Below are 20,569 nucleotides of genomic sequence, written 5' to 3' on the forward strand. Positions count from 1 at the left end.
GCCATCTCCGACCGGGCGTGTTATTACATTTTTATCATTTGCAAAATATCCCCCAGCCTCGCTCTCTGCTGCGCGCTAATCTCACGTCCGGCGGAATAACCCGTGTTGTGGATGATGACCTCATTGAGTGCTACCAGCCAATCGTAGATGTAAAACGCGGTATTGTTGGCGGGTGCCAGCGTCAGTTTGGTCAGGCGCTGTGAAGTGCTCCAGGTTTTAGGGGGTTTGGCGAAGATTTTATGTCCGCGATTAATGCGGCTGTCGGGGCGTTGCGACTCTTCAATGTTGAGAAAACCCAGCCACGCAACAAAATCACCCATCACGGTTAACGCACGAGATACTTGACGGTCGGCCTGGCTTTCGGCACTCGAACCGCTGAGCGGTGTTTCTTCCAGGATATCAGCCAATTTGCCCGCGACGTTCATGCGGATCCCCGCGGTGATCACTTCTTCAACCAGCATCTCGACGCCTGGTTTACCAATACCGAGCAGGTCTACCAGCGGCGCATTATCCGGCAAGCTGCGCAAATGATTGACCCAGTGATGCTGTGCTTTATGGGCGAAATCTGTTTCAGCTACTGCGGGCGCAGCGATCTGTTCGGTAACGACCTCTTCCGCCGGTTCTTCACTGAATAAGTCAATGCTGATGCCGATGCCAAAGGTTTCTGTCACCTGCGGAGAAGTTGCGCCCGTTTTCTGCGCCGTAACAGCCTGAGCATTGAACTGTTGCAGATACAGGCGGCGTAGCTCTTCGCGGGCTGGCAGGAGTCGCTCGAGCAACTCTCCATGAATACCGGCGCGGGTTTGCAACGCTTTTAACAGGCTTTCTGCGATGCGCTGCTTATCTTGCAACTCTTCGGCACCGGCTGGCTGATGCCAACTGCCCAGCAGGTTTTCAGCCAGCTCACGCCGTACTTCTTCGAGCTGTTCGGTGACGCGGAGCTGCTTGCTATGCGCGGTAATTTCCGTTGACAACCACGTCGCCATCCTTTCTATACCGCGTTTGTCCATCGCCAACATGGTGCCCCAGGCATCACCTGGTGTACCAACATAACGCTGTACGGCTTCATCGAAATGTTCGCCATGGATGATACGTTGATCAAACGGTGTCAGTGCCCAGATCAATCCCGGTTTACGCCGGCTGCGCACCTGTGCATTCTCGCCCTGGCTCTGCTTTACCCAATGGTCGAGCGCTTTACCGACGTGCTTAACCGACTCCCGGTTGCCTGCAGCGGTGCATACCATCAGCAAATTGACCTGTTGGGAGTCAGTATAACGTTCCAGCAGGCAGGCATTCTTGCCGTGTAAAAGTTCGGGGGAAAGCAGGCTATGCGTACGGTCCAGGGTACGTGTATCGATGTCCGCCGGGAACGTCAGCAGATCGACCTGCTCGAATAGCTTCTCCTGCGGCGCGGACATCAGCGGCAGCAGCAGCTCGACACTTAGCAGCGTCAGATCCACCAGTGAGATATCGACTGGACGGCCCGCAACGTCATTTTGTACCGGGCGCACTGCCACGGTTTTCCCATTACTTTCTGCTTCGAAATCACCGCTTAACGTTAGCGGACTCATGATGCCATCAGCGGGCAGCAGGTGATCGTCAACCAGCACGCTGAGCGGCGCGAGAACCTGCTTGGCGCTGCCAAGTTGTTGTAGCGTGTGTGCAAAATGGCGATAGAACGCCGTCGTCAGCGTTGCCTCATTCCACAGTACTGAGAATAAACGTGCCCGATCATCAACACCCAGATAAGGCGCCAGATCGACAGCCGCTGGCCAGAAGTGCAGGGCACGAGGTTTGTCCGTTTTGGCATCAAAGCGTGCCAGCGCATCCCAAAGTGTCACCACGTCATCACCGGTCAGCCCATCAACCGGCTGCGCCTGGCGATGCATAGACAGGCTCTGAATATGCGCCAGGATCTGCTGCTGATCCCATAGCACTGGGGCTGATGCTGCACTGAGTGCAGCGATTTTTATCAGATCCACTTCACTGAGCAGTACCAATTGGACCGGGCACTGGGGGTCAATAATATCTGTCTGACGGCTGAAACGGGTGATCATCCCGCAAGCCTGATCGCTGGGATTAATATGGCTGACATAATCCAGAATATGATTGCCGAGCAGCGTTTCTATCCTGCCATTCTCACCGGCCATCAGGGCATTCAGCAAATACGATTTCCCCCTCTGAGATTGACCATACAGACCTATCGTGGGATTACTGGATTCTGAGATTGCAAGATTCTGGGATTTAAAACGTTGGCGGCGAAGTTTGAGTGTCAGCCGGTCTGCTTCCATATGTAAACGTGGTGACAGCATCCGGTTTTCATCAATCCAGTTCATGGCCTTACCGACGCCATTGATGATGGCTTCAAACTGGCTGGTTAAAGGCTCAGGCTTTATTGAATTCATTTTTTAAATACGCTCCCACTGTCTATCCAGTAATGGGTGGCACCTGAACCGCTGGCCGCTAACGTGTTGAGTTTCAAGCGCAAATGATTAGGTGGAATGTGGGTGCCGTCCTGCAGTGTGGCATCGGCGATCTCCACGGTTTCCGGGCTGTCTGAATTACCCGCTTTACTGACTTTCAATTTCAGCGTCAGTACGTTGTCACCGGCAATACGCCGTGCCAGCTTATGGTCGCTGATTGAAAGGGTATAAAGCGGTGACGCTGGCCAGCGATCGTTATCCAACTGGCGGAAGCCCAGACACAGCGGGCCGCGCATCTGGAAACTCACCTGCTGGCTGAGCTGGTAGTCCGGCTGATCGAGGTCAATATCGCTGTAGTAGACGTTATCTGCCGTCAGGGCATTATTACTGTCGAGCATGCCGAGGTAGCGGATGGTCGAGTAAGGTTGAAAATCACCGGCCTTGAAGTAGAAACTGTTCAGGCGCAGGTCGAGAGACAGCAGACACAGCATGGCGCCCACGGCGGCGGTGGATTTCGGATTCTCAATGCGGCCGAGTTTATTAAATGGATACCAGTCGCTGGTGTGGTAGCCGTCGAGCGACAGAATACGATTGGCTGGCAGAGGCTGTAACAAGCGAAACAGCGCCTGAATCCCAGGGAAGCGAGAAGGGCGTCCAGTCAGCAACAGCACGTCACAGGAATAAAGTGCGACGACTTCACACAGCGAACGCAGCTGCTGGGTGATTTGCATGCGCGGTGATAAAAACTCGGCGTGCAGTTTGCTCAGGTTGAGGATCAACGGCACCTGTAAAATGTCGAAGGGCTCGGCGTCGCTGCGTAACTCACGCTGGACTTCACTATTGATGTGTTCAAGCACTTTTTGTGTCGGTGACTGGCCGGTAAGTGAGCCAAAGCTGGTTTCGATTTCTGCACCGATATCCAGCGGGTCGAAGGTCTCGTAGGTTTCCAGGATCGCCCGCCCGGCCGGCATAAAGATTTGCAGGGTCACCTGCTGACGCAGAATGGATAAACCGTCCATGCGACCTTCGTGGCCGAACAGTTTGTCCATCAATGGCTCAGTATTGGCGATCCCCGCTTTTTTCAGCGCGCCTTGCAACGCCGGCAGAACGTACAGCTGAATCACGTCGAGCAGGATGTCATCTCCCGCGACTTTAAACCCTTCGCGGAACAGCAGACGTGGCAGAATTTTAACGTTATTGCCAATGCCGTCATCCAGCCAGTATTGGGTGATGGCTAAATCGGTGGTGCCGCCGCCGATATCAATCGAGGCGATGCGCAGGGTTTTACCCACACTTTCGCCCTCGGCCAGTTCTTTGTCTGGCCGGGCCATGCTGGCGAAGAAGGCTTCAGTGCGCCCGGCGAAATTCACCTGCGACTCGTTATAGAGATAGACAATCTGGCCGCAGGTGGCTTCGTCCCATTCCATCTGTACTTCAGGCACCGGAACCAGGCTGCACGCTTGCTGCTCCGGGGTACTAAAGGGTGCATCTGTAGGGTGCCAACCCAGTGCTTTCCACACGACGCCGATGGCTTCAATCATCCTGCGGCGGAAGATCTCGCGCTCCGGCTTTGGCATAGCCGAAGGCAGTGTCAGGATGATACTACGCAGCTGACGTGGCGCGGAGGAGTGGATCATTTTCATCCGCTGGGCTGCGCTGTTGATTTGCATCAGCGCCTGGGCCAGCAGTTCAGAAAGCATAAAGGTCATCACCGAACTGCGGCTGTAATGCGGTGAAAACACCGGCAGGCGCTCATCGGCGGGCAGCGTAAATAGCGGTTGGCCTTCGTCATTGAAGAGGAATGTTTGTGGCAGGGCGGTCGCAGGCGGTTCCTGCTCAGAACGGCTATGGCTCTGGCTAAAGCGCCAACCCGGTGCGTAACTCTCTTCATCCCACAAATAGCGGCGTGGGCTGGAGAGACCGGTGGAACCTTCCGTGCCCTGACGCACCAGCGCCATGCGGCTGGCCTCGCGACCCACGCGGGTAATAGACGGCCAGATAAAAGCATCGTCGCGGCCGCTCTCAACCGAGAAGTTCTGTTTGCCGAACGCCGCTTCTGCAAACTCTATACGGCTTTCGAACAATTCGTTATAGAGTTTTTGCGGTTCGCTGAGATCGCGTATTTGTAGCTCGTAAGTCTGCTTCAGGCCGTTGCTTTCGTCCGGGCTCTCTTCCACCAGAATACCGCAGGTGTGTGAGTTACCGACGTCGAGGATCAGGTCCACATTGATGGCCGGCTCTTGCAACGTGCTGGCGCTGATTTTGATTTCTGGCACCGCTAACTGCGTGCCCAGCATATCCAGCAGGTTGAGGTAGTGCGCCTGATATTCAAATTCGCGCAGTGCGGTTTTGATATCCCGTGGATTGCGGTTTTCACGCAGGCTGGCCTGTTGGCCAAACACTTCGCGTAGCCAGCCGTCCACCCAGGTCAGGTCGAGGAAATCACTCAGTTCGTCATTATAAAAAGCCAGCGCAAAACTGACGCCGGTTTTGATGTCATTTTCATTGGGGGCCAGCAATTCATTGTTCTGACCTTCGCCATAGACTTTGGTATCGAACGCCAGACTGATGCGGTGGGTATGGCCTTCCTGGTCTGGTTGGTCAAGCGCCAAAATCTGCATACGCGCCCAGTTGTCCGGGCCGCCGGAAAAATTACGCGGTGGCGTGAAGCGCAGGAACGGCAGCGGCAGCCACACTTTTTCCAGCAGTTTCAGCGACTGTTCCAGCGAGAAGCTGGACTCAGGGCGCACGACTTCCACCTGCATACCGGGAACGGGCAGGGAATATTTGCCCGTCAGCGGATCGTGGTCCAGCCGCAGCAGCGGGCCATTGGCGCTTTTGCGCACAAATTTATAGGGCAGATCGGCATCGATGTGCGGTGTTAGCGCAAAGTCGAGGAACTGAATTCCGCTGTTCTGAATCAGCGTAATACGCTGTTTGTAATCGGTGATCGTCGCCAGCATCGGTTATTTACTCTCACGCTTCATGGTCATCGGGAAGACCGTGTTGCCGTCGTAGCGGCCCTTACAATCTGCGGGTCCGGTCAGGGCCTGAGTACAGACGATCTCCGGCATTTGGTAGCGGGAACCGTCGCTGCATTTGGCTTTAAACCGGCTGTTAATCACCAGGTTTCCAGAGCTCATCAGTCCGGCATTGATATCAGCCTTACAGCTCATGCCGTCGCCATACAGGATCCGCGCAACGCCTTTGCCATTTTTAATCTGATATTTCAGGCTCGGCGGCTTGCCGGTGACCGGAGTTTTGATGTCGAGCATCACCTTCCAGGTGCCGTTAAGGAATTTTGTTGAGCCCACTTTTACCGCGTCCGATGGCATGGTGAGGGCATTTTTATCTTCAGGTACGACCGGTGTATTTTGTGGCTCTGCCGCCGGAACCGTCGCAGGAGCAACGACCGTTTCAGCTGCAACCGGCGCTACCACAGGAGTGCCCGAGACGGGTTCGGGCGCGATGGCCGGAGGCGCGATAACCACCGCTGCTTTTTCTTCTATCAAAGGGGTGGCTGGCAGGGCGCGTTTTTCTGCGACTACCGGCGTCAGCGGTTTTTCTGGCACCGGAGAAGCGGTGGGGGCAAATACGCCGGTGAACTGCATCACCAACGTTACCAGCAGGGCCGCGCCAGGAATTAACCACCAGAACCGTAGCCAGCTGTTGCCCGCTGAGGGTTTGGCCATCGTCGCGCTGACGAATTCTGGCGCGTTCTCGGTTTGGGTTTTTGGCGGGGCTTTCGGTGTAATCACGGGTGCAGCTTTACTGACTGCGGCTAACGGTTTATCGACCAGTGAATATTCAGGGGGCGCGACCGGTGGGCGCAGGCAGTCCAGCGCATCGGTGCGGGACTTTTTATCCAGATGTACAAAACCCCAGAAGGTCAGCACCGGTTTGCCATCTACCAAATAAACGTGGTTTTGATCGGGAAACTGAATCGCTTTGGCGAGCAGTGCACCAAATAATTGTTGCCCGGGGTTGTCCGACTTCAACGCTTTCTGGCACAGGGCGTGAGCAATGGCGCGGCATTGTTCAAGCTGCATTACCGCCGACGCGCGTTCGGCGTCGCTGGCGGCCAGCCAGGACGTTACTTTGCCTGCAACGGGTGAATACCAATCAATACGCTCGCCCGCTTCGTTGGGCTGCGGAATGGCCAGCACGTTGGCGACAGACTGTTGATTGCGAAGACGTAGTGTTTCGCGTAACTGAAGGGCTGAGGCATACACCGGCTGACCGTTTTCGCCCAGAGCCAGAATTTCGTCCAAACTTCCACTACGTAAAAATGATTTTGCCACGCAAAAATAACCCCGAATTGGAGATGCAAAAGGAGATGCCAGTGACAGAAAATAATGCACTATCGGCTATTGTGGTGATTTTAGCGTCAAGGACCGGTCATCAAACGCAAGAATAAGGGGGTAAAGCGGGTTTTGTTTAAGGCAACCGGGTGGTTTAACAGCGAATCCGTCCGCACCGTTACCGCTTAAGGGCGCTCAAAAAGAAAGACCGTTGAGGATTGATGTGACCTGTCGCCCCTGCGTTGTTAACGCCGTATTTCCCCAACAATCTATTCCCGCCGTCCTGGAGGATGAAGCGCCGTTTTGCCGTGTGTCGGATAGGTATGGTCCTGCGTATAAATAGTAATAACGAACGAGATAAATATGACGTTAATTCTAGTCATGTAAACGTATCAACCTTAATAAGAAGACTAACGGGAGGAACTAATTAAAATACAGTGAGATCTCATTTAAAGATAAGATCGAAAAAATAAGCTGTAAAAATATTTTCATCGATAGATAATGCGTGCACTCAGTACGGTGTTGCGGTTGATAAAAATAAAAAATATTATATTTTCAACCTTCATGGGCAGGCTCCGCACAGATGGCGTTTAATTATTGGCTGGCAGGGGATTGGCAGCATTCACTGTATATCGAAAGATAGGGTGTAGTTTTTTATAAAGAAAAACGGAATCCTGCCGATAATGGGATGATATTCAACTTTAACTTAATACCGTAGCGACACCTGACGCATTGTATTTCGGGTGGATTGAAGATAGCGCAACGGTCAGGAAACCGGCATCGATATGGAAATCCGTAGCACTGCAACTGTACTCCTCTCTATAAAATACGTATTACCGTTTCAGACCTTCACACGGATTGCCCGTGGAATGATGGCGATTTCGATGGTTCTTTCGCTTTCTGCTCAGGCCGCATCTCTCAGCCCCGCCGACCGCGACAGTATCGAACAGCAGCAGCGGCAACTTCTGCAGCAGAACCAGCAGCAGCGTCAGGAACTGGAGCGCAGCACGTCAGTCGCCCCCGCACCGCAAACGCCAGCGCAACCCGGCGGTCCGTGCTTTGATATTCACGCCATTACGCTCAGCGGTGCAGACAAAATGCCTACCCGCGTGCAGCGCAAACTGACACAGCCCTATCTGCAACAGTGCCTTGGCATCGGCCAGATTAACGCACTGGTCAAGCAAGTCTCAGACTGGTATATCGGCCAGGGTTACATCACCAGCCGAGCCTTTCTGACTGAACAGGATTTGTCTTCCGGCACACTCAGCCTGACGGTGATGGAAGGCAAGCTGGAAGCCATCAAAATGGAAAACCAACGCGGCGCAATGCTGGCGATGGTGTTTCCTGGCCTTACTGGAAAAATTCTCAACCTGCGCGATATCGAGCAGGGGATGGAGCAAATTAACCGCCTGCGCAAAACGCCGGTGCAGATTGAAATCCAGCCGGGCGGTCAGCCGGGATACTCTATCGTCAACCTGACGTCCAAACCGGAATTTCCGCTGCAGGCCGGATTAGGCTTCGACAACTCGGGGCAAAAGAGCACCGGCACCGGGCAGGTCAACGGCTCGCTGACCGGCAATAATCTGCTCGGACTGGCAGATCAGTGGTTTGTCAGCACCGCCCGCAGCAGCGACTGGGCCAGTGACCATGATGCGAGAAGCGTGCAGGCGGGCGTCAACCTGCCTTACGGCTACTGGCTGTTCGATTACAACTACAGCTACAGCGACTATCTCAGCACGATTGAATCGCAGGGTTATCTGTGGCGCTCCACCGGCGACAGCCAGGCGCACCGCTTCACCCTTTCCCGCGTACTGTTCCGCAACGGCGACATGAAAACCGCCGCCAGCCTCGGGCTGACGCACCGCCTCAACCGCAACTACCTCAACGACACGCCCCTGCAAAGCAGTAGCCGCAGCCTCTCGAGCTGGACTGCCGGAGTCAATCACAGCCAGAAACTCTGGGGTGGCTACGCGACGCTCAACCCGGCCTTCAGCCGTGGCGTGCCGTGGTTTGGTGGCGAAAGCGATCAGGATAAAAACCCAGAGGCGCCTCGCGCCGAATTCTCCAAATGGACCCTCTCCAGCAGTTACTACCGCCCGGTGACGCAAAAAGTCACCTGGCTGACCAGCGCCTACGGCCAGTGGGGCGATGACCGGCTTTACGGCAGCGAACGCCTGACCGTCGGTGGCGAAAGCTCAGTGCGTGGCTTCAAAGAGCAGTACCTCTCCGGCGACAACGGCGGCTACTGGCGTAACGAGCTGGACACTCAACTGTTCGCGCTGCCGGTGTTCGGACAAATCAGCGCCGTGACGGCACTAGACGGTGGCTACCTGCAACGCAGCAATCACGACACCAACGCCTCCGGCACCTTATGGGGCGGGGCGGTGGGTTTATCGAGCAGTAACGCACACTTTTCCAGCCAGTTTACTGTCGGCTGGCCGCTGAGCTATCCGGACACCCTGTCGCCGGATCGCGTCACGGTCTACTACCGTATCGGCTTCGTACTGTAAAGATGAGAAGGAATTCGGCGATGAAATCGAACAATGATCAACCGGTCGCGTTATGGCGTAAAGCACTGGCGTACGGGCTAATGGGCTGGCTGGTCTGGCAACCTGTGGTCCCGGCCTTTGCCGCTGGTGTGACGGTGGCCGAAGGCAATACCCGCACCGATCAGGCAGGTAACGGCGTGCCGGTAGTGAACATCGCCACCCCGAATCAGGCCGGGATTTCTCATAACAAATATAACGATTTCAACGTCGGCCAGCAGGGCCTCATTCTCAACAACGCCACCGGAAAACTGACCCAAACCCAGCTCGGCGGCTTGATTCAAAATAACCCGAACCTACAAGCCGGTAAAGAAGCGCAGGGCATCATTAACGAAGTGGTGTCAGCGAACCCTTCGCAACTTAATGGCTACATGGAAGTGGCCGGTAAAGCGGCTAATGTGATGGTCGCCAACCCGTACGGAATTACCTGTAATGGCTGCGGCTTTCTTAACACCCCCAATGCGACGCTGACCACGGGTAAACCGGTGCTGGGCGCAGACGGCTCATTGCAGTCCCTCGACGTGACGCAGGGCGCTATCACCGTTGAAGGCCAGGGGCTGGATGCTCGCACGAGCGACTCTTTCTCGCTGATTTCCCGTGCAGCTAAGATTAACGCCGGCCTATACGCCAAAGACCTGAAAGTGACCGTTGGCGCCAATCGGGTGGATACACAAGGCAACGCCACGCCGATTTCTGGCACAGGCGTACCCTCAGTGGCGATCGATACCGGTGCGCTCGGCGGTATGTACGCCAACCGCATTCATCTGGTCTCCAGCGACAAAGGCGTGGGGGTTAACCTCGGCAACCTGAATGCCTCGGTCGGCGATATGCAGATTGACGCCAGCGGCAAGCTGACGCTCGGCAATGCGACGTCAACCGGGAAGATCACCGCCAATGCGCAGGTTATCGCACTGAACGGCACCCAGCAGTCGGGCGGCGATATGGTGCTCAACAGCCAGGGACAGTTGGCGGTGCAGAGCAGTCAAGTGACCAGCGGCGGCAATATGACGCTGGCGGCAGAAGAACTCACCAATAACGGTACGCTGGCAGCGGGCAGCAACACACAGCTAACCACCCGAAAACTGACTAACAGTGGCCTTATTCAGGCACAGGGCAAACAGACCCTGAAGGCTTCGGACATCCGCAACAGTGGCAAAATGCAGTCCGGTGGTGCACAAAACATTAATGCAAACTCGCTCGATAATCAGGGGTTGATCGGCTCACAGCAGGGGCTGGGGTTACAGATTGCCGACCAGATGACGGTCGGCGAGCAGGGTTCACTGTTTGCCGGTGACCAGCTCACGCTCGGCGGCGGTCAGATGACCGTTAACGGCACGCTGACCGGTAAGAATGGTCTGACGCTCAATGCAGATTCCCTGAACGGCGGACAAAACTCGCTGATCACCAGCCTCGGCGATATCCAGCTCAACGCAGCACAGCAGGCGTTCAACGGACAGCTTTCCACGACGGGCAACGTGGGTATCCACGCTGCCGATCTGTCGGTTGGTGCGGCGGGTAACCTTCACAGTGATAAAGATCTTGCCGTTGCGGCGAGCAATGTCGCGATGATCGATGGCGCACTTGACGGACAAACTGTGGAAGCCAGCGGTGGCGTGTTGCAGTTGCACGATAAGGGGGCTCTGACGTCGCGGGGGGATATGACGTTATCTTCCCGTCAACAGCAGCTCGACGGCACCACCAGCGCCGGAAATAATCTGACCCTCACTGCCGACCAGCTTAACGCTGCCGCCAGCGGCAAAACATCTGCGCAGAACGATGTACAGGCCAACATCACTCAGGGCGGGCAGTGGCTCGGCAGTCTGATCGCCGGGCGGGATCTCGGCTTTTCATCCGGCGATTTCAGCAACGGCGGCACGCTTGCCGCTAACCGCAACGGGCAATTCAGTTTCAGCACGCTGAATAATACCGGCCTGCTCCAGTCTCTTGGTAGCCAGCAGCTCAGCGGCGACACCTTCAATAACAATGGCACCTCGCAATCCGGTGGTGACCAGACGCTTACCCTTAACCAGCTCAATAATCAGGGATTGACCGGCACTCAGGGTAACTTAGGGCTGAACGTCCGAGACCGTGTGATCTCCGGCGATGCCGCGACATTGCTGGCGGATGGCAAACTGACTCTGAAAACGGCGCAGGCGGATTTGGGCGGCACGCTGACCGGCTCGCAGGGCGCAGATCTTAACGCCACCACGCTGACCAGCCGCGCAGGTTCCGTTCAGACCAGTCAGGGCGACGTCAACCTGAATGCCGGTGTGGCGAAGCTTAACGGTTTCCTTTCCGCCGACGGCAGCATGGCGCTGACCACGCAGCAACTGACTACCGGTCACGGTTCGCAGACGCAGGGTAAAAATGCACTGGGGATCAGTGCGTCTGCCGGGGCTGATTTAGAGGGCAAACTGGTGACGCCGGGGACATTAACCCTGAAGGCTGGCACCCTTAGTAATGCCGCGTCGCTGGGGGCAAATGATGTAGATATCACTGCCGGTACGCTGACCAATAGCGGGGCGATCACTGCCGATAACGGTCTGTACGCCAAAGCCGATGCTCTGCAGCAACTGGGCAGCCTGGCGGCACAAAACCAGATGAACCTCGAAGGAAAAACGCTGGTTAATCAGGGGACGATCACCGCCGGTGATGTAGACGTCAATGCCAGCGACAGCGTGACCAATCAGCAGGCGGGAATGATTTCTGCCGGCAACACCATGACAATCAGTGCGCCCACGCTGACCAACAACGGTACGCTGGCAGCAAAAACGGTGGGCGTGACGGCGAACGGCATCAGCAACAACGGCCTGCTGCAGGGTAACGGCAATACCACGCTGACCGCCGGGAAGTTGACCAACAGCGCGCAGGGTAAAGTGCTGTCTGGCGGTACGCTCGATTTGCATCTGGGCGATACCCAAAATCAGGGGCGTTTGCAGGGTAATCAGTTGACGCTGACCGGCAACAGTCTGAACAACACCGGCACCGCGCTCGGGACTGCCAGCCTTAATGCACAGGTTCAGGGCGACCTGAATAACGCAGGCAGCCTGCTCACCTCCGGTAATGCAACAGTCAATGCGGCTACGCTGGAAAACAGCGGCCAGTTGCTCAGTGATAAAGACGCGACGGTCACCGCGTCGCACATCACCAATCAGGGACAAATTCAGGGAAACACGCTGGCGCTCAGTGCGAACGGCGCGGATAACAGCGGTAATCTGATTGGCCTGAAAGGCCTGACGGCGCAGCTTGTACAGGACCTCAACAACGCCACCTCGGGAAAAATGCTGACTCAGGGCGCTTTGAGCGTCACCGCCGCACACGTCACCAACAACGGTAGCTGGCAGGCCGACAGTGCAGATTTACATGCCAGCCAGCTGGATCTCAACGGGGCAATTCAGACTGCATCGCGCGCCAATCTTATTCTGACCGGTGCGCTGAACACGCAGGCGCAGGGCAAAGTCGTTTCTACCGGACTGGCTGTTTTACAGGCCGCCAGCCTGAATAATCAGGGGAACTGGTCGGCGGGGAATCTCACTTTACAGGGTGGATCCCTCACCAACGGCGGCGCAGTCAGCGGCGTTAATGCACTGTCGACCGCGCTCAGCGGCCCGTTGCAGGTGTTGCAGGGGGCATCATTACTCAGTGGCGGAACCAGCCAGATTAACGCGGGCAACATTACCAACAGCGGGAATATTCAGGCCAATAGCCTGATCCTGACAACCAACAGCGTGTCGAACGCCGGGCAGTTGCAGGGGCAGCAAAGCCTGCAGGGCACGGTACAAAACGATATCAAAAACCTGAACGGCGGTACGTTGCGCAGTCAGGGAATGCTGGATCTCGGCGCACAGTCTTTGCTCAATCAGGGGCAGTTGCAGGGTGACGGCGTCACTCATCTGACCCTCTCCAATAATCTCAACAATCAGGGCACGCTGCTGACCGGTGGCCGTCTTACTGTTTTTGCACCGACGTTGACCAACAACGGCGTACTGCAGGCGCAGGGACTGACGATGACCGCCGGCACCCTCAACAACAGCGGTACGCTGACCGGTCAGGGCGACAGCACGCTCAATGTCGACCAGGCCTATAATCAGGGGCAACTTCAGGGTGACTGGCTGCAACTGAACGGCAGTGCGCTGCACAACAGTGGCACCGTGTTTGGCAGTCAGGTGCTGGGGGTCAACGTCCAGAACGCCGACAATCAGTCGGGTGGCAAACTTTACAGCGCCGGTAATCTGACGCTGGTGACGCCAACGCTTAATCAGTCGGGCAGCCTGCTGGCACTGGGTGATATGACGTTGCAACTGGGATCGGGCTTTACCCAGATCGGCACGCTGGCGGCAGGCCAGAATCTCAATCTGAGCGCGCAGGGCGATCTGAATGTGCAGGGGACGTTACAGGGGAACGGAATTCAGCTCAGCTCGACCGGCAACTTTGTGAACAACGGCCAGTTGCGCGGCGGAAACGGCACGGTGGGCGTGGATGCCAGCAACATCACCCTCAACGGTAACGGCAGCGTGCAGTCTGGCGGGGATATCCGCCTAAACAGCCGTGGCCTGCTCAACAACAGTGGATTTGTGGGCGGTGCGGGCAATGTCATGATGTACGCCGTCGGTCAGTTGGTTAACCGCGCCCTGCTGTACGCCGGCAATAATATGCAGTTACTGGCCGACAGCATCCAAAATAACCGTGGTGACATTCTGGCCGGTAACAGCCTGTGGTTGCAGCGGGACGCGGCGGGCAACGCCAATAGCGAAGTGATCAACACCTCCGGCAATATCGAAACCACTAACGGTGATATCACCATCAATACCGGCCATCTGCTGAATCAGCGGGATGGGTTGAGTACATCGAGTACGTATCAGGCAGCGGTAAATAGCCCGGCGGCACAGGGGCAGACCTCTATGCAGGTTAAACTCGGCTTTTTAGATGATGACGAAATTGGTGTATATCAGGCAACGGGAACTCGTCATACAGGAGGGAGCAACGGTAAAGGGAACGGAGCAACTGAGACTTATACCTATGTTGGTTTAGCGCCTACTGCAGCAGCCTTAAAGAGAAAATTCCTTGTCGGTACAACGACAGTTACGGCACAGGCTAATGGCGGTGCGGGGCGTATTGCTGCGCAGCGCAACCTGTCTGTTTCGGGCGGAACATTAGATAATATTGCCAGTAATATACTGGCCGGAAGCAACATCACGCTTTCAGGAAGCAGCCTCAATAACCAGTCTTATCAGAATAGTACTGATAGTGAATATATAACTTACCAATACACAGGTATTTCAGGGGTACATCCAAAAGATGCCACGCTGATACCTGAGATACGAAAAGGTAACAAACGGGGAATCAATTATGAAACCGACCTGGGTACACAATTAACCTACAAACTGACCGGCGCACCAACCTTTGAGCATGTCGACACCGGCGAAGGACTCCGCTCGGTCATTCAGGCAGGTGGTGCGGTCAACGCCAGCTTCAGCAATAACATCAGTAATACCAACACAACCGCCAATGCGGGCGGCTTATCTCATGCGTTGAATGCGCCAAACCTTAACGGCACGGCTGGTCTCCAGCCTGTTGGTGGAACACAGAATCAGTCACTGGCCGCTGGCAAAAATCTGGTGCTGGGTTCCGTTCAGTGGAATGATTCCATCAGTAATGCCCTCAGGCAAATCGGTAACCAGGGCGCGGCCCTGACGGATTACCCACTTCCGACCGGCAATAATGGCCTGTTTGTCGCCAGTAAAGACCCGTCAAGCCCGTATCTGATCACCACCAACCCGCAACTGGGCAGCATGGGAAAAACTGATCCGTCGCTGTTTAATGCACTGAATGATTATCTCGCGCACCCGACGTCCAGCACGCTGAAACCTGCCGTGCAGATGGGGACTCCGTCAAACCCGCGTATTGAAACGGCACCGGTCTATACCGACGAGAGTAAATTCATCGGCTCGGCTTACTTTATGGACCGGCTGAATCTGACACCGGACTTCGACTATAAATTTCTCGGCGATGCCGCGTTTGATACCCGCTATGTCAGCAATGCGGTACTCAGCAAGACCGGTCAGCGCTACGTCGGCGGTACGGGGTCCGACCTGGCGCAGATGCAGTATTTGATTGATAACGCGGCCGATCAGCAGGCTGGTCTTGGCCTGCAGTTGGGTGTCAGCCTGTCACCGGAACAGGTCGCCGCACTGACCAAAAGCATCGTCTGGTGGGAGAAAACCACCGTCAACGGGCAGACCGTTCTGGCTCCGAAGCTCTATCTTTCGGCCAACGACACCCATGCAGTAACGGGCAGCGTGATCTCCGGCAATACGGTCAATCTCGACGCCGGACATATCGTTAACGCCGGGAGTACGCTTCAGGCTGAAACCCAGCTGGCGGCCAAAAGCAGCAGCTCGCTGGATAACCTCAATGCGGGTCTGATCACCTCCAACGGCAGCCTGCAACTGAGTGCGCTGGGGGATATCAATAACATTGGTTCCTCGATCGCTGGCCAAACGGTGGCACTGGCCTCGGTTGGCGGGGATATCAACAACGTTACGCAGGCTCAGCAGTGGAATGCCGCGCCATCGACCAGTAAAAACAAAACATCACAACTGACCTTCAGCCAGACTCAGACCGGTGATGTTGCCAGCATCTCGGCCAGCCAAGGGCTGTCGCTCACCGCTGGGGACAGCATCAACAACGCCGGTGCCAAACTTAACGCGGGCAGCGATCTACAACTGGTGGCGCTGAACGATATCAACATCAAGGGCAATGCGCTCACCAGCAGTAAATCCACGGCAAACAGCAGCACACTGACCACAGACAGCCAGGCCAGTAATGTGAGCGCAGGCGGTGCACTGCAGGCCAGCGCCGGGCATGACCTGAACGTTGCGGGAAGCGCGGTTGCGAGCAAAGGGAATGCCACCCTGACCGCCGCCAACGACATCAATCTCGACACGATGGACAAAAGCAGCCATCAGACCAACGGTAAAAACCAGACTGATGACAACAATGCTACCCGTACCGTGGTCAGCAGCGGCGGTAATCTGGCTCTGAGTGCAGGCCGTGACTTGAACTCCCAGGCCGCGCAGTTAACCGCCGACCTGAACGCCTCGCTCAGCGCGGGTCGTGATGTCAATCTCAACGCGCAACAGACCAGCACCTACAGCGAAACCCACGGCAGCAAAAGCGTGAGTATCCATGAGAATGTGGGGCAGGAAGGGACGGCGATTTCCAGCGGCGGCAGTACCCAAATTAAGGCCGGGCAGGATATTAATGCCAATGCTGCCAATGTCACGGCGAGACAGGATATTGCAGTCAATGCTGGGCGTGATATCAATCTTGATACCGCGACAGAGAGCAGTTATGCCTACGATGAGAAGACCAAGACCAAGAAGCATCTTTTCTCGAAAACCACCACGCACACAATCAGCGAAGACAGTTCCACTCAGGAGAAAGGTTCTCTGCTGAGCGGTAACAATGTTGCTGTTACGGCGGGCAATAATTTACTGGTAAAAGGTTCCTCTGTTGTCGGTGACGGTAATGTGGCTCTGAAAGCGGGAAATAATGTCGATATCGTTGCCGCAACAAATACGGAATCGAGCTGGCGGCTGAGTGAAACGAAAAAAAGTGGTCTCATGGGGACGGGCGGGCTTGGCGTAACGATTGGTACCGCCAAGACGAGTCATGAACTTAAGGAACAGGGCACGACGCAAAGCCAGAGTGTCAGTACGGTTGGGAGTACAGCCGGTAATCTGAACATCACCGCAGGCGGTCAGGCACATATTGGGGGAGCAGACCTTGTTGCAGCCAAGGATATGTCAGTTACCGGCGACAGCGTGGTGATTGACCCTGGCCACGACAAACGCAGCAGCGATGAAAAATTTGAGCAGAAATCGACGGGGCTTACCCTGGCGCTTTCCGGTGCAGTGGCAGATGCCGTGAATTCTGCCATTGCAGCAACACAAAGTGCGAAGCAGGAAAGTGATGGCAGGTTGGCGGCGCTGCAAGCCACCAAAGCAGCACTTTCAGGTGCTCAGGCCCTGCTGGCAAAACAGCAGGCGAATGTGAGCGCGGATCCAAACAATGGCGTAGGAATCAGTATCTCGCTGAATTCGCAGCATTCCACATCGTCGCAGCATCAGCAAAGTGATGCAGTGAAGGGGTCAACGCTAAATGCCGGGAACGATTTATCGATAACTGCAACAGGCAAAGGGAAAGATACCCATAGCGGTGACATTGCCATTGGGGGGAGCCAACTGAAGGCTGGTGGCAATACGTCTCTGAATGCGGCTAACGACATCCTGCTGACTGGCGCGGCCAACACGCAGGAAAGTACGGGTAAAAATAGCAGCAGTGGCGGCGGTGTCGGAATTAGCTTTGGTGTGGGCAACGGCAGCGCCGGACTAAGTATATTTGCCAGCGTTAATGGTGCAAAAGGCAATGATAAAGGCAATGGTACCAACTGGTCTGAAACGACGCTGGACAGTGGCGGCAACGTAATTCTTAGCAGCGGACGCGATACTTCATTGTCAGGTGCGCAGGTAAATGGCGAGAAGGTCACGGTTGACGCTGGCCGTGACCTGACTATTACCAGCCTGCAGGACAGTGATGACTATAAATCGAAACAAACCAGCTTCGGTGCGGGTGGCAGTTTCACCTTCGGTTCAATGAGCGGTTCCGGTTATATCAATCTCAGTCAGGATAAAATGAACAGTACCTACGACAGTGTCGTAGAGCAGAGTGGTATTTATGCGGGTAAGGGCGGATTTGATATCAATGTGGGTAGTCACACCCAACTGAATGGCGGTGTGATTGCGAGTCAGGGAACGGCAGATAAAAATCTGCTGAATACTGGTACGCTCGGGTTCAGCGATATCGGCAATAAGGCAGATTATAAAGTCAGTCACAGCGGGATCAGCCTGAGCGGTGGCAACGGTGCCAGCGCGATGAGCAATGCCATGTCGAATGTCGGCAATGTTCTGGCGGGGCTTAACGGCAAAGGTCATGCAGAAGGTACCACGCAATCTGCTGTCGCTAACGGTACCCTTATTGTACGTGATGCCGCTAATCAGCAGCAAAACGTGGGTGATTTAAGCCGTGACACAGACCATGCGAATGGCAGTATCAGCCCTGTCTTTGATAAAGAGAAAGAGCAGAAGCGCCTGCAAGCCAGCCAGTTAGTGGGTGAGATTGCCGGTCAGATGACAGATATTGTCAATACCTATGGGGATATCAAGGCTCTCGAGGTACAGGGTGGTGTGCCTGAAGGGATGTCAGCAAAGGAGAGGGAAAAATATCTTAATAAACTTCGTAACAGTGACGCCTATCAGACTGAAATTAAAAATTACGGAATTGGCAGCGACAACCAGATGGTGGTGCAGGCACTCAGTGGCGTATTGCAGGGGATTGTCAGCGGCAATATCAACGGGGCAATCGCGGGAGGTGTAAGCCCGCTAATAGCGCGTGAAATTAAAAGCCATACTCTGAATGCGGATAACACGCCCAACGTAGCAGCAAATGCGATGGCCCATGCGGTTTGGGGGGCAGTTGCCGCACAAATGTCTGGAGGTAATGCCGCCGCAGGTGCAGCGGGGGCGTTCAGTGGTGAACTCGCCGCGCGTTTTATTGCGGACTATTACTACCATGCGGATACACAGGAAAAAATAGATAACCTCTCCCAGAGTGACCGGCAGGAAATCAGCTTGCTGAGTACGCTGGCCGCCGGCGTGGCGGGTGCTGTGGCGGGCGACAGTACGGCCTCCGCGACGACAGGGGCGCAGGCGGGTAAGAATGCGGTTGAGAATAACTTGCTGGGTGGAAATGAAGAGACCCAGACGAAGTTCGTCCAGAAGCACGGGAAGGATATAGCCTCCTGTGCAACCAACCCGACAGGTGCAGCATGCCAGCGTGGACAGGCGTTGAATGATGCGTTGACGGTAGCATTGCCAGCAGGGCTTGGTGGCGGATTGCTGATTGCAGCAACGCCAGAAATAGCCGCTATTCTGAAGGCTGGAGTTGAATCCTGTGCCGGTGCGCTGGCGTTGTGTATTAACAACCTTGGTCTTCAGGCTTCAGAGATTATAGTTCCAGGTGGAGTCGGAGCCGGTGGTGCGATAGGTATTGGCAAGACAGCGGCAGAGGCGACGGCGGCTAAGGCTGAAGCTGTGGCGGCCAATACCGCGAAGGAAGTCTGGAAAGGCTCGATCGTTCAGTCCAGGGTCAACCTCAGAAATGGTGATGGTTCGACAGGTTCAGGGCTTGAATACGCCTGGAAAAAACATGGCGGTGAATGGGGTGCTAATAAATCACACTTCACAATGACGAAGGATGAGCTGAAAATGGTCTTGCAGTCAGATACTGTTGTTAAGACACCAGTGCAATACTCACCATCTACTGGTAACTATATTCGTACTGTGGATACGGGAAAAAATATTGGTGTTGATGCGATGAACAACAGTATGCCAACGTCAATTATGACTGTCATCACTGATAAGAAAGGTAATTTGGTCAATACGTTCCCAGGTAAAACGGTGGTGAGGTAACTATATGTTTATTGTTTACTTATGGGATAAAGTTATTGGTGAAAGCATTACCTCATTGGAAGACTTTCCAGGGAATGAACGTTTTTTAATCAGGGATGATCACTGTAAATACCCATTGTTATCTGAGTTATCTAACTGTGATATGGAGCTTTTTAGTGATGAGCAACTTGCAGATCTTCGTAAAGAGATTAATAACCTGATGAAAGATGAATCATCAGAGCAAGATGTTCATGATTACCTATTATCTGTGGTTGCACTAATAGATCAGGCTGATCGCGATAATAAGAGTATTTTATTTTCGCCGTTTTAATGAACCACCTCGACCAATGGTCGAGGTGGTTGATCTCAAATCCTAAATCCCCCATCTTCCCGCCGTCGTAACCGGATCATTCCGGGTGCGGCGGTGATCTCCAGTTGTGCCACATCGATGATCCCGGACTCGGTGATCCAATCCCCGCCGATGATCAGCTCGCCGTTCTCCCGTACTCAATCCGCCCCCAAATCTTGCCGGTATTTGCTGGTCTTGTAGTCCCTCCGGTTTTTAGTACCACCGCCAATGAGGATCTCCGGCCAGTTGATCCCTTCCCAATATCGGTGCAAGGATAAATCAGAGATCCGGGCTTGTTTGCAGGCTTCGGACAAATTCTGCCGGAGTCTGGTTATTTAACGAGGAATGTGGCCGGTACTGGTTATATTCCTGCCGCCAGTGCTCGATCTTCTCCTGAGCATCTTCCAGTGACAGGAACCAGTGCACGTTCAGACATTCA

7 protein-coding genes are annotated in these 20,569 nt (G+C 54.9%); 3 read left to right on the forward strand and 4 right to left on the reverse strand.

Translation table 11 applies throughout. The features are described from left to right. Positions 1 to 23: 23 nt before the first annotated feature. From ACMV8I_RS14895 to ACMV8I_RS14905, 3 genes are read right to left on the reverse strand one after another with little or no spacing between them, the layout of a single operon-like run. Positions 24 to 2,405, reverse strand: coding sequence for a virulence factor SrfC family protein (locus ACMV8I_RS14895; RefSeq protein WP_498865987.1), 2,382 nt, complete (start codon positions 2,403 to 2,405; stop codon positions 24 to 26). Continuing rightward, entirely contained in the window at positions 2,402 to 5,386 is a 2,985-nt protein-coding gene (locus ACMV8I_RS14900; RefSeq protein ID WP_498865988.1) for a virulence factor SrfB, read from the reverse strand. Before ACMV8I_RS14900 ends, ACMV8I_RS14895 begins: the two co-directional genes overlap by 4 nt. A 3-nt stretch (positions 5,387 to 5,389) precedes the next feature. Continuing rightward, positions 5,390 to 6,724, reverse strand: coding sequence for an SrfA family protein (locus ACMV8I_RS14905; protein ID WP_498865989.1), 1,335 nt, complete (start codon positions 6,722 to 6,724; stop codon positions 5,390 to 5,392). A gap of 869 nt (positions 6,725 to 7,593) precedes the next feature. On the opposite strand from ACMV8I_RS14905, the gene ACMV8I_RS14910 reads away from it, so the two are divergent. The 3 genes from ACMV8I_RS14910 to ACMV8I_RS14920 are packed head-to-tail and all read left to right on the forward strand — an operon-like array spanning position 7,594 to position 20,112. Then, complete coding sequence (locus tag ACMV8I_RS14910) at positions 7,594 to 9,234, forward strand: ShlB/FhaC/HecB family hemolysin secretion/activation protein (protein ID WP_498866000.1); 1,641 nt, start codon at positions 7,594 to 7,596, stop codon at positions 9,232 to 9,234. 20 nt (positions 9,235 to 9,254) lie between these two features. Then, positions 9,255 to 19,802 (forward strand): hemagglutinin repeat-containing protein, encoded by a 10,548-nt coding sequence (locus ACMV8I_RS14915; protein WP_498865990.1) that lies wholly within the window; start codon positions 9,255 to 9,257, stop codon positions 19,800 to 19,802. 4 nt (positions 19,803 to 19,806) lie between these two features. Then, a complete protein-coding gene (locus ACMV8I_RS14920; RefSeq protein ID WP_498865991.1) occupies positions 19,807 to 20,112 on the forward strand; it encodes a hypothetical protein in 306 nt (101 codons plus the stop codon). Positions 20,113 to 20,409: 297 nt separating this feature from the next. Here ACMV8I_RS14920 and ACMV8I_RS14925 read toward each other — a convergent pair. Further along, positions 20,410 to 20,569 (reverse strand): integrase core domain-containing protein (locus tag ACMV8I_RS14925; protein ID WP_498866001.1); only part of this gene is annotated, 160 nt, incomplete at its 5' end.

This window comes from Ewingella sp. S1.OA.A_B6, from assembly GCF_049889095.1.
GTDB lineage: Bacteria > Pseudomonadota > Gammaproteobacteria > Enterobacterales > Enterobacteriaceae > Ewingella.

What these genes read in the sequence shown, in the direction of transcription:
- ACMV8I_RS14895 (WP_498865987.1), bottom strand. Translation starts at nt 2,405, where the DNA reads ATGAATTCAATAAAGCCTGAGCCTTTAACCAGCCAGTTTGAAGCCATC.
- ACMV8I_RS14900 (WP_498865988.1), bottom strand. Translation starts at nt 5,386, where the DNA reads ATGCTGGCGACGATCACCGATTACAAACAGCGTATTACGCTGATTCAG.
- ACMV8I_RS14910 (WP_498866000.1), top strand. Translation starts at nt 7,594, where the DNA reads ATGATGGCGATTTCGATGGTTCTTTCGCTTTCTGCTCAGGCCGCATCT.
- ACMV8I_RS14915 (WP_498865990.1), top strand. Translation starts at nt 9,255, where the DNA reads ATGAAATCGAACAATGATCAACCGGTCGCGTTATGGCGTAAAGCACTG.
- ACMV8I_RS14920 (WP_498865991.1), top strand. Translation starts at nt 19,807, where the DNA reads ATGTTTATTGTTTACTTATGGGATAAAGTTATTGGTGAAAGCATTACC.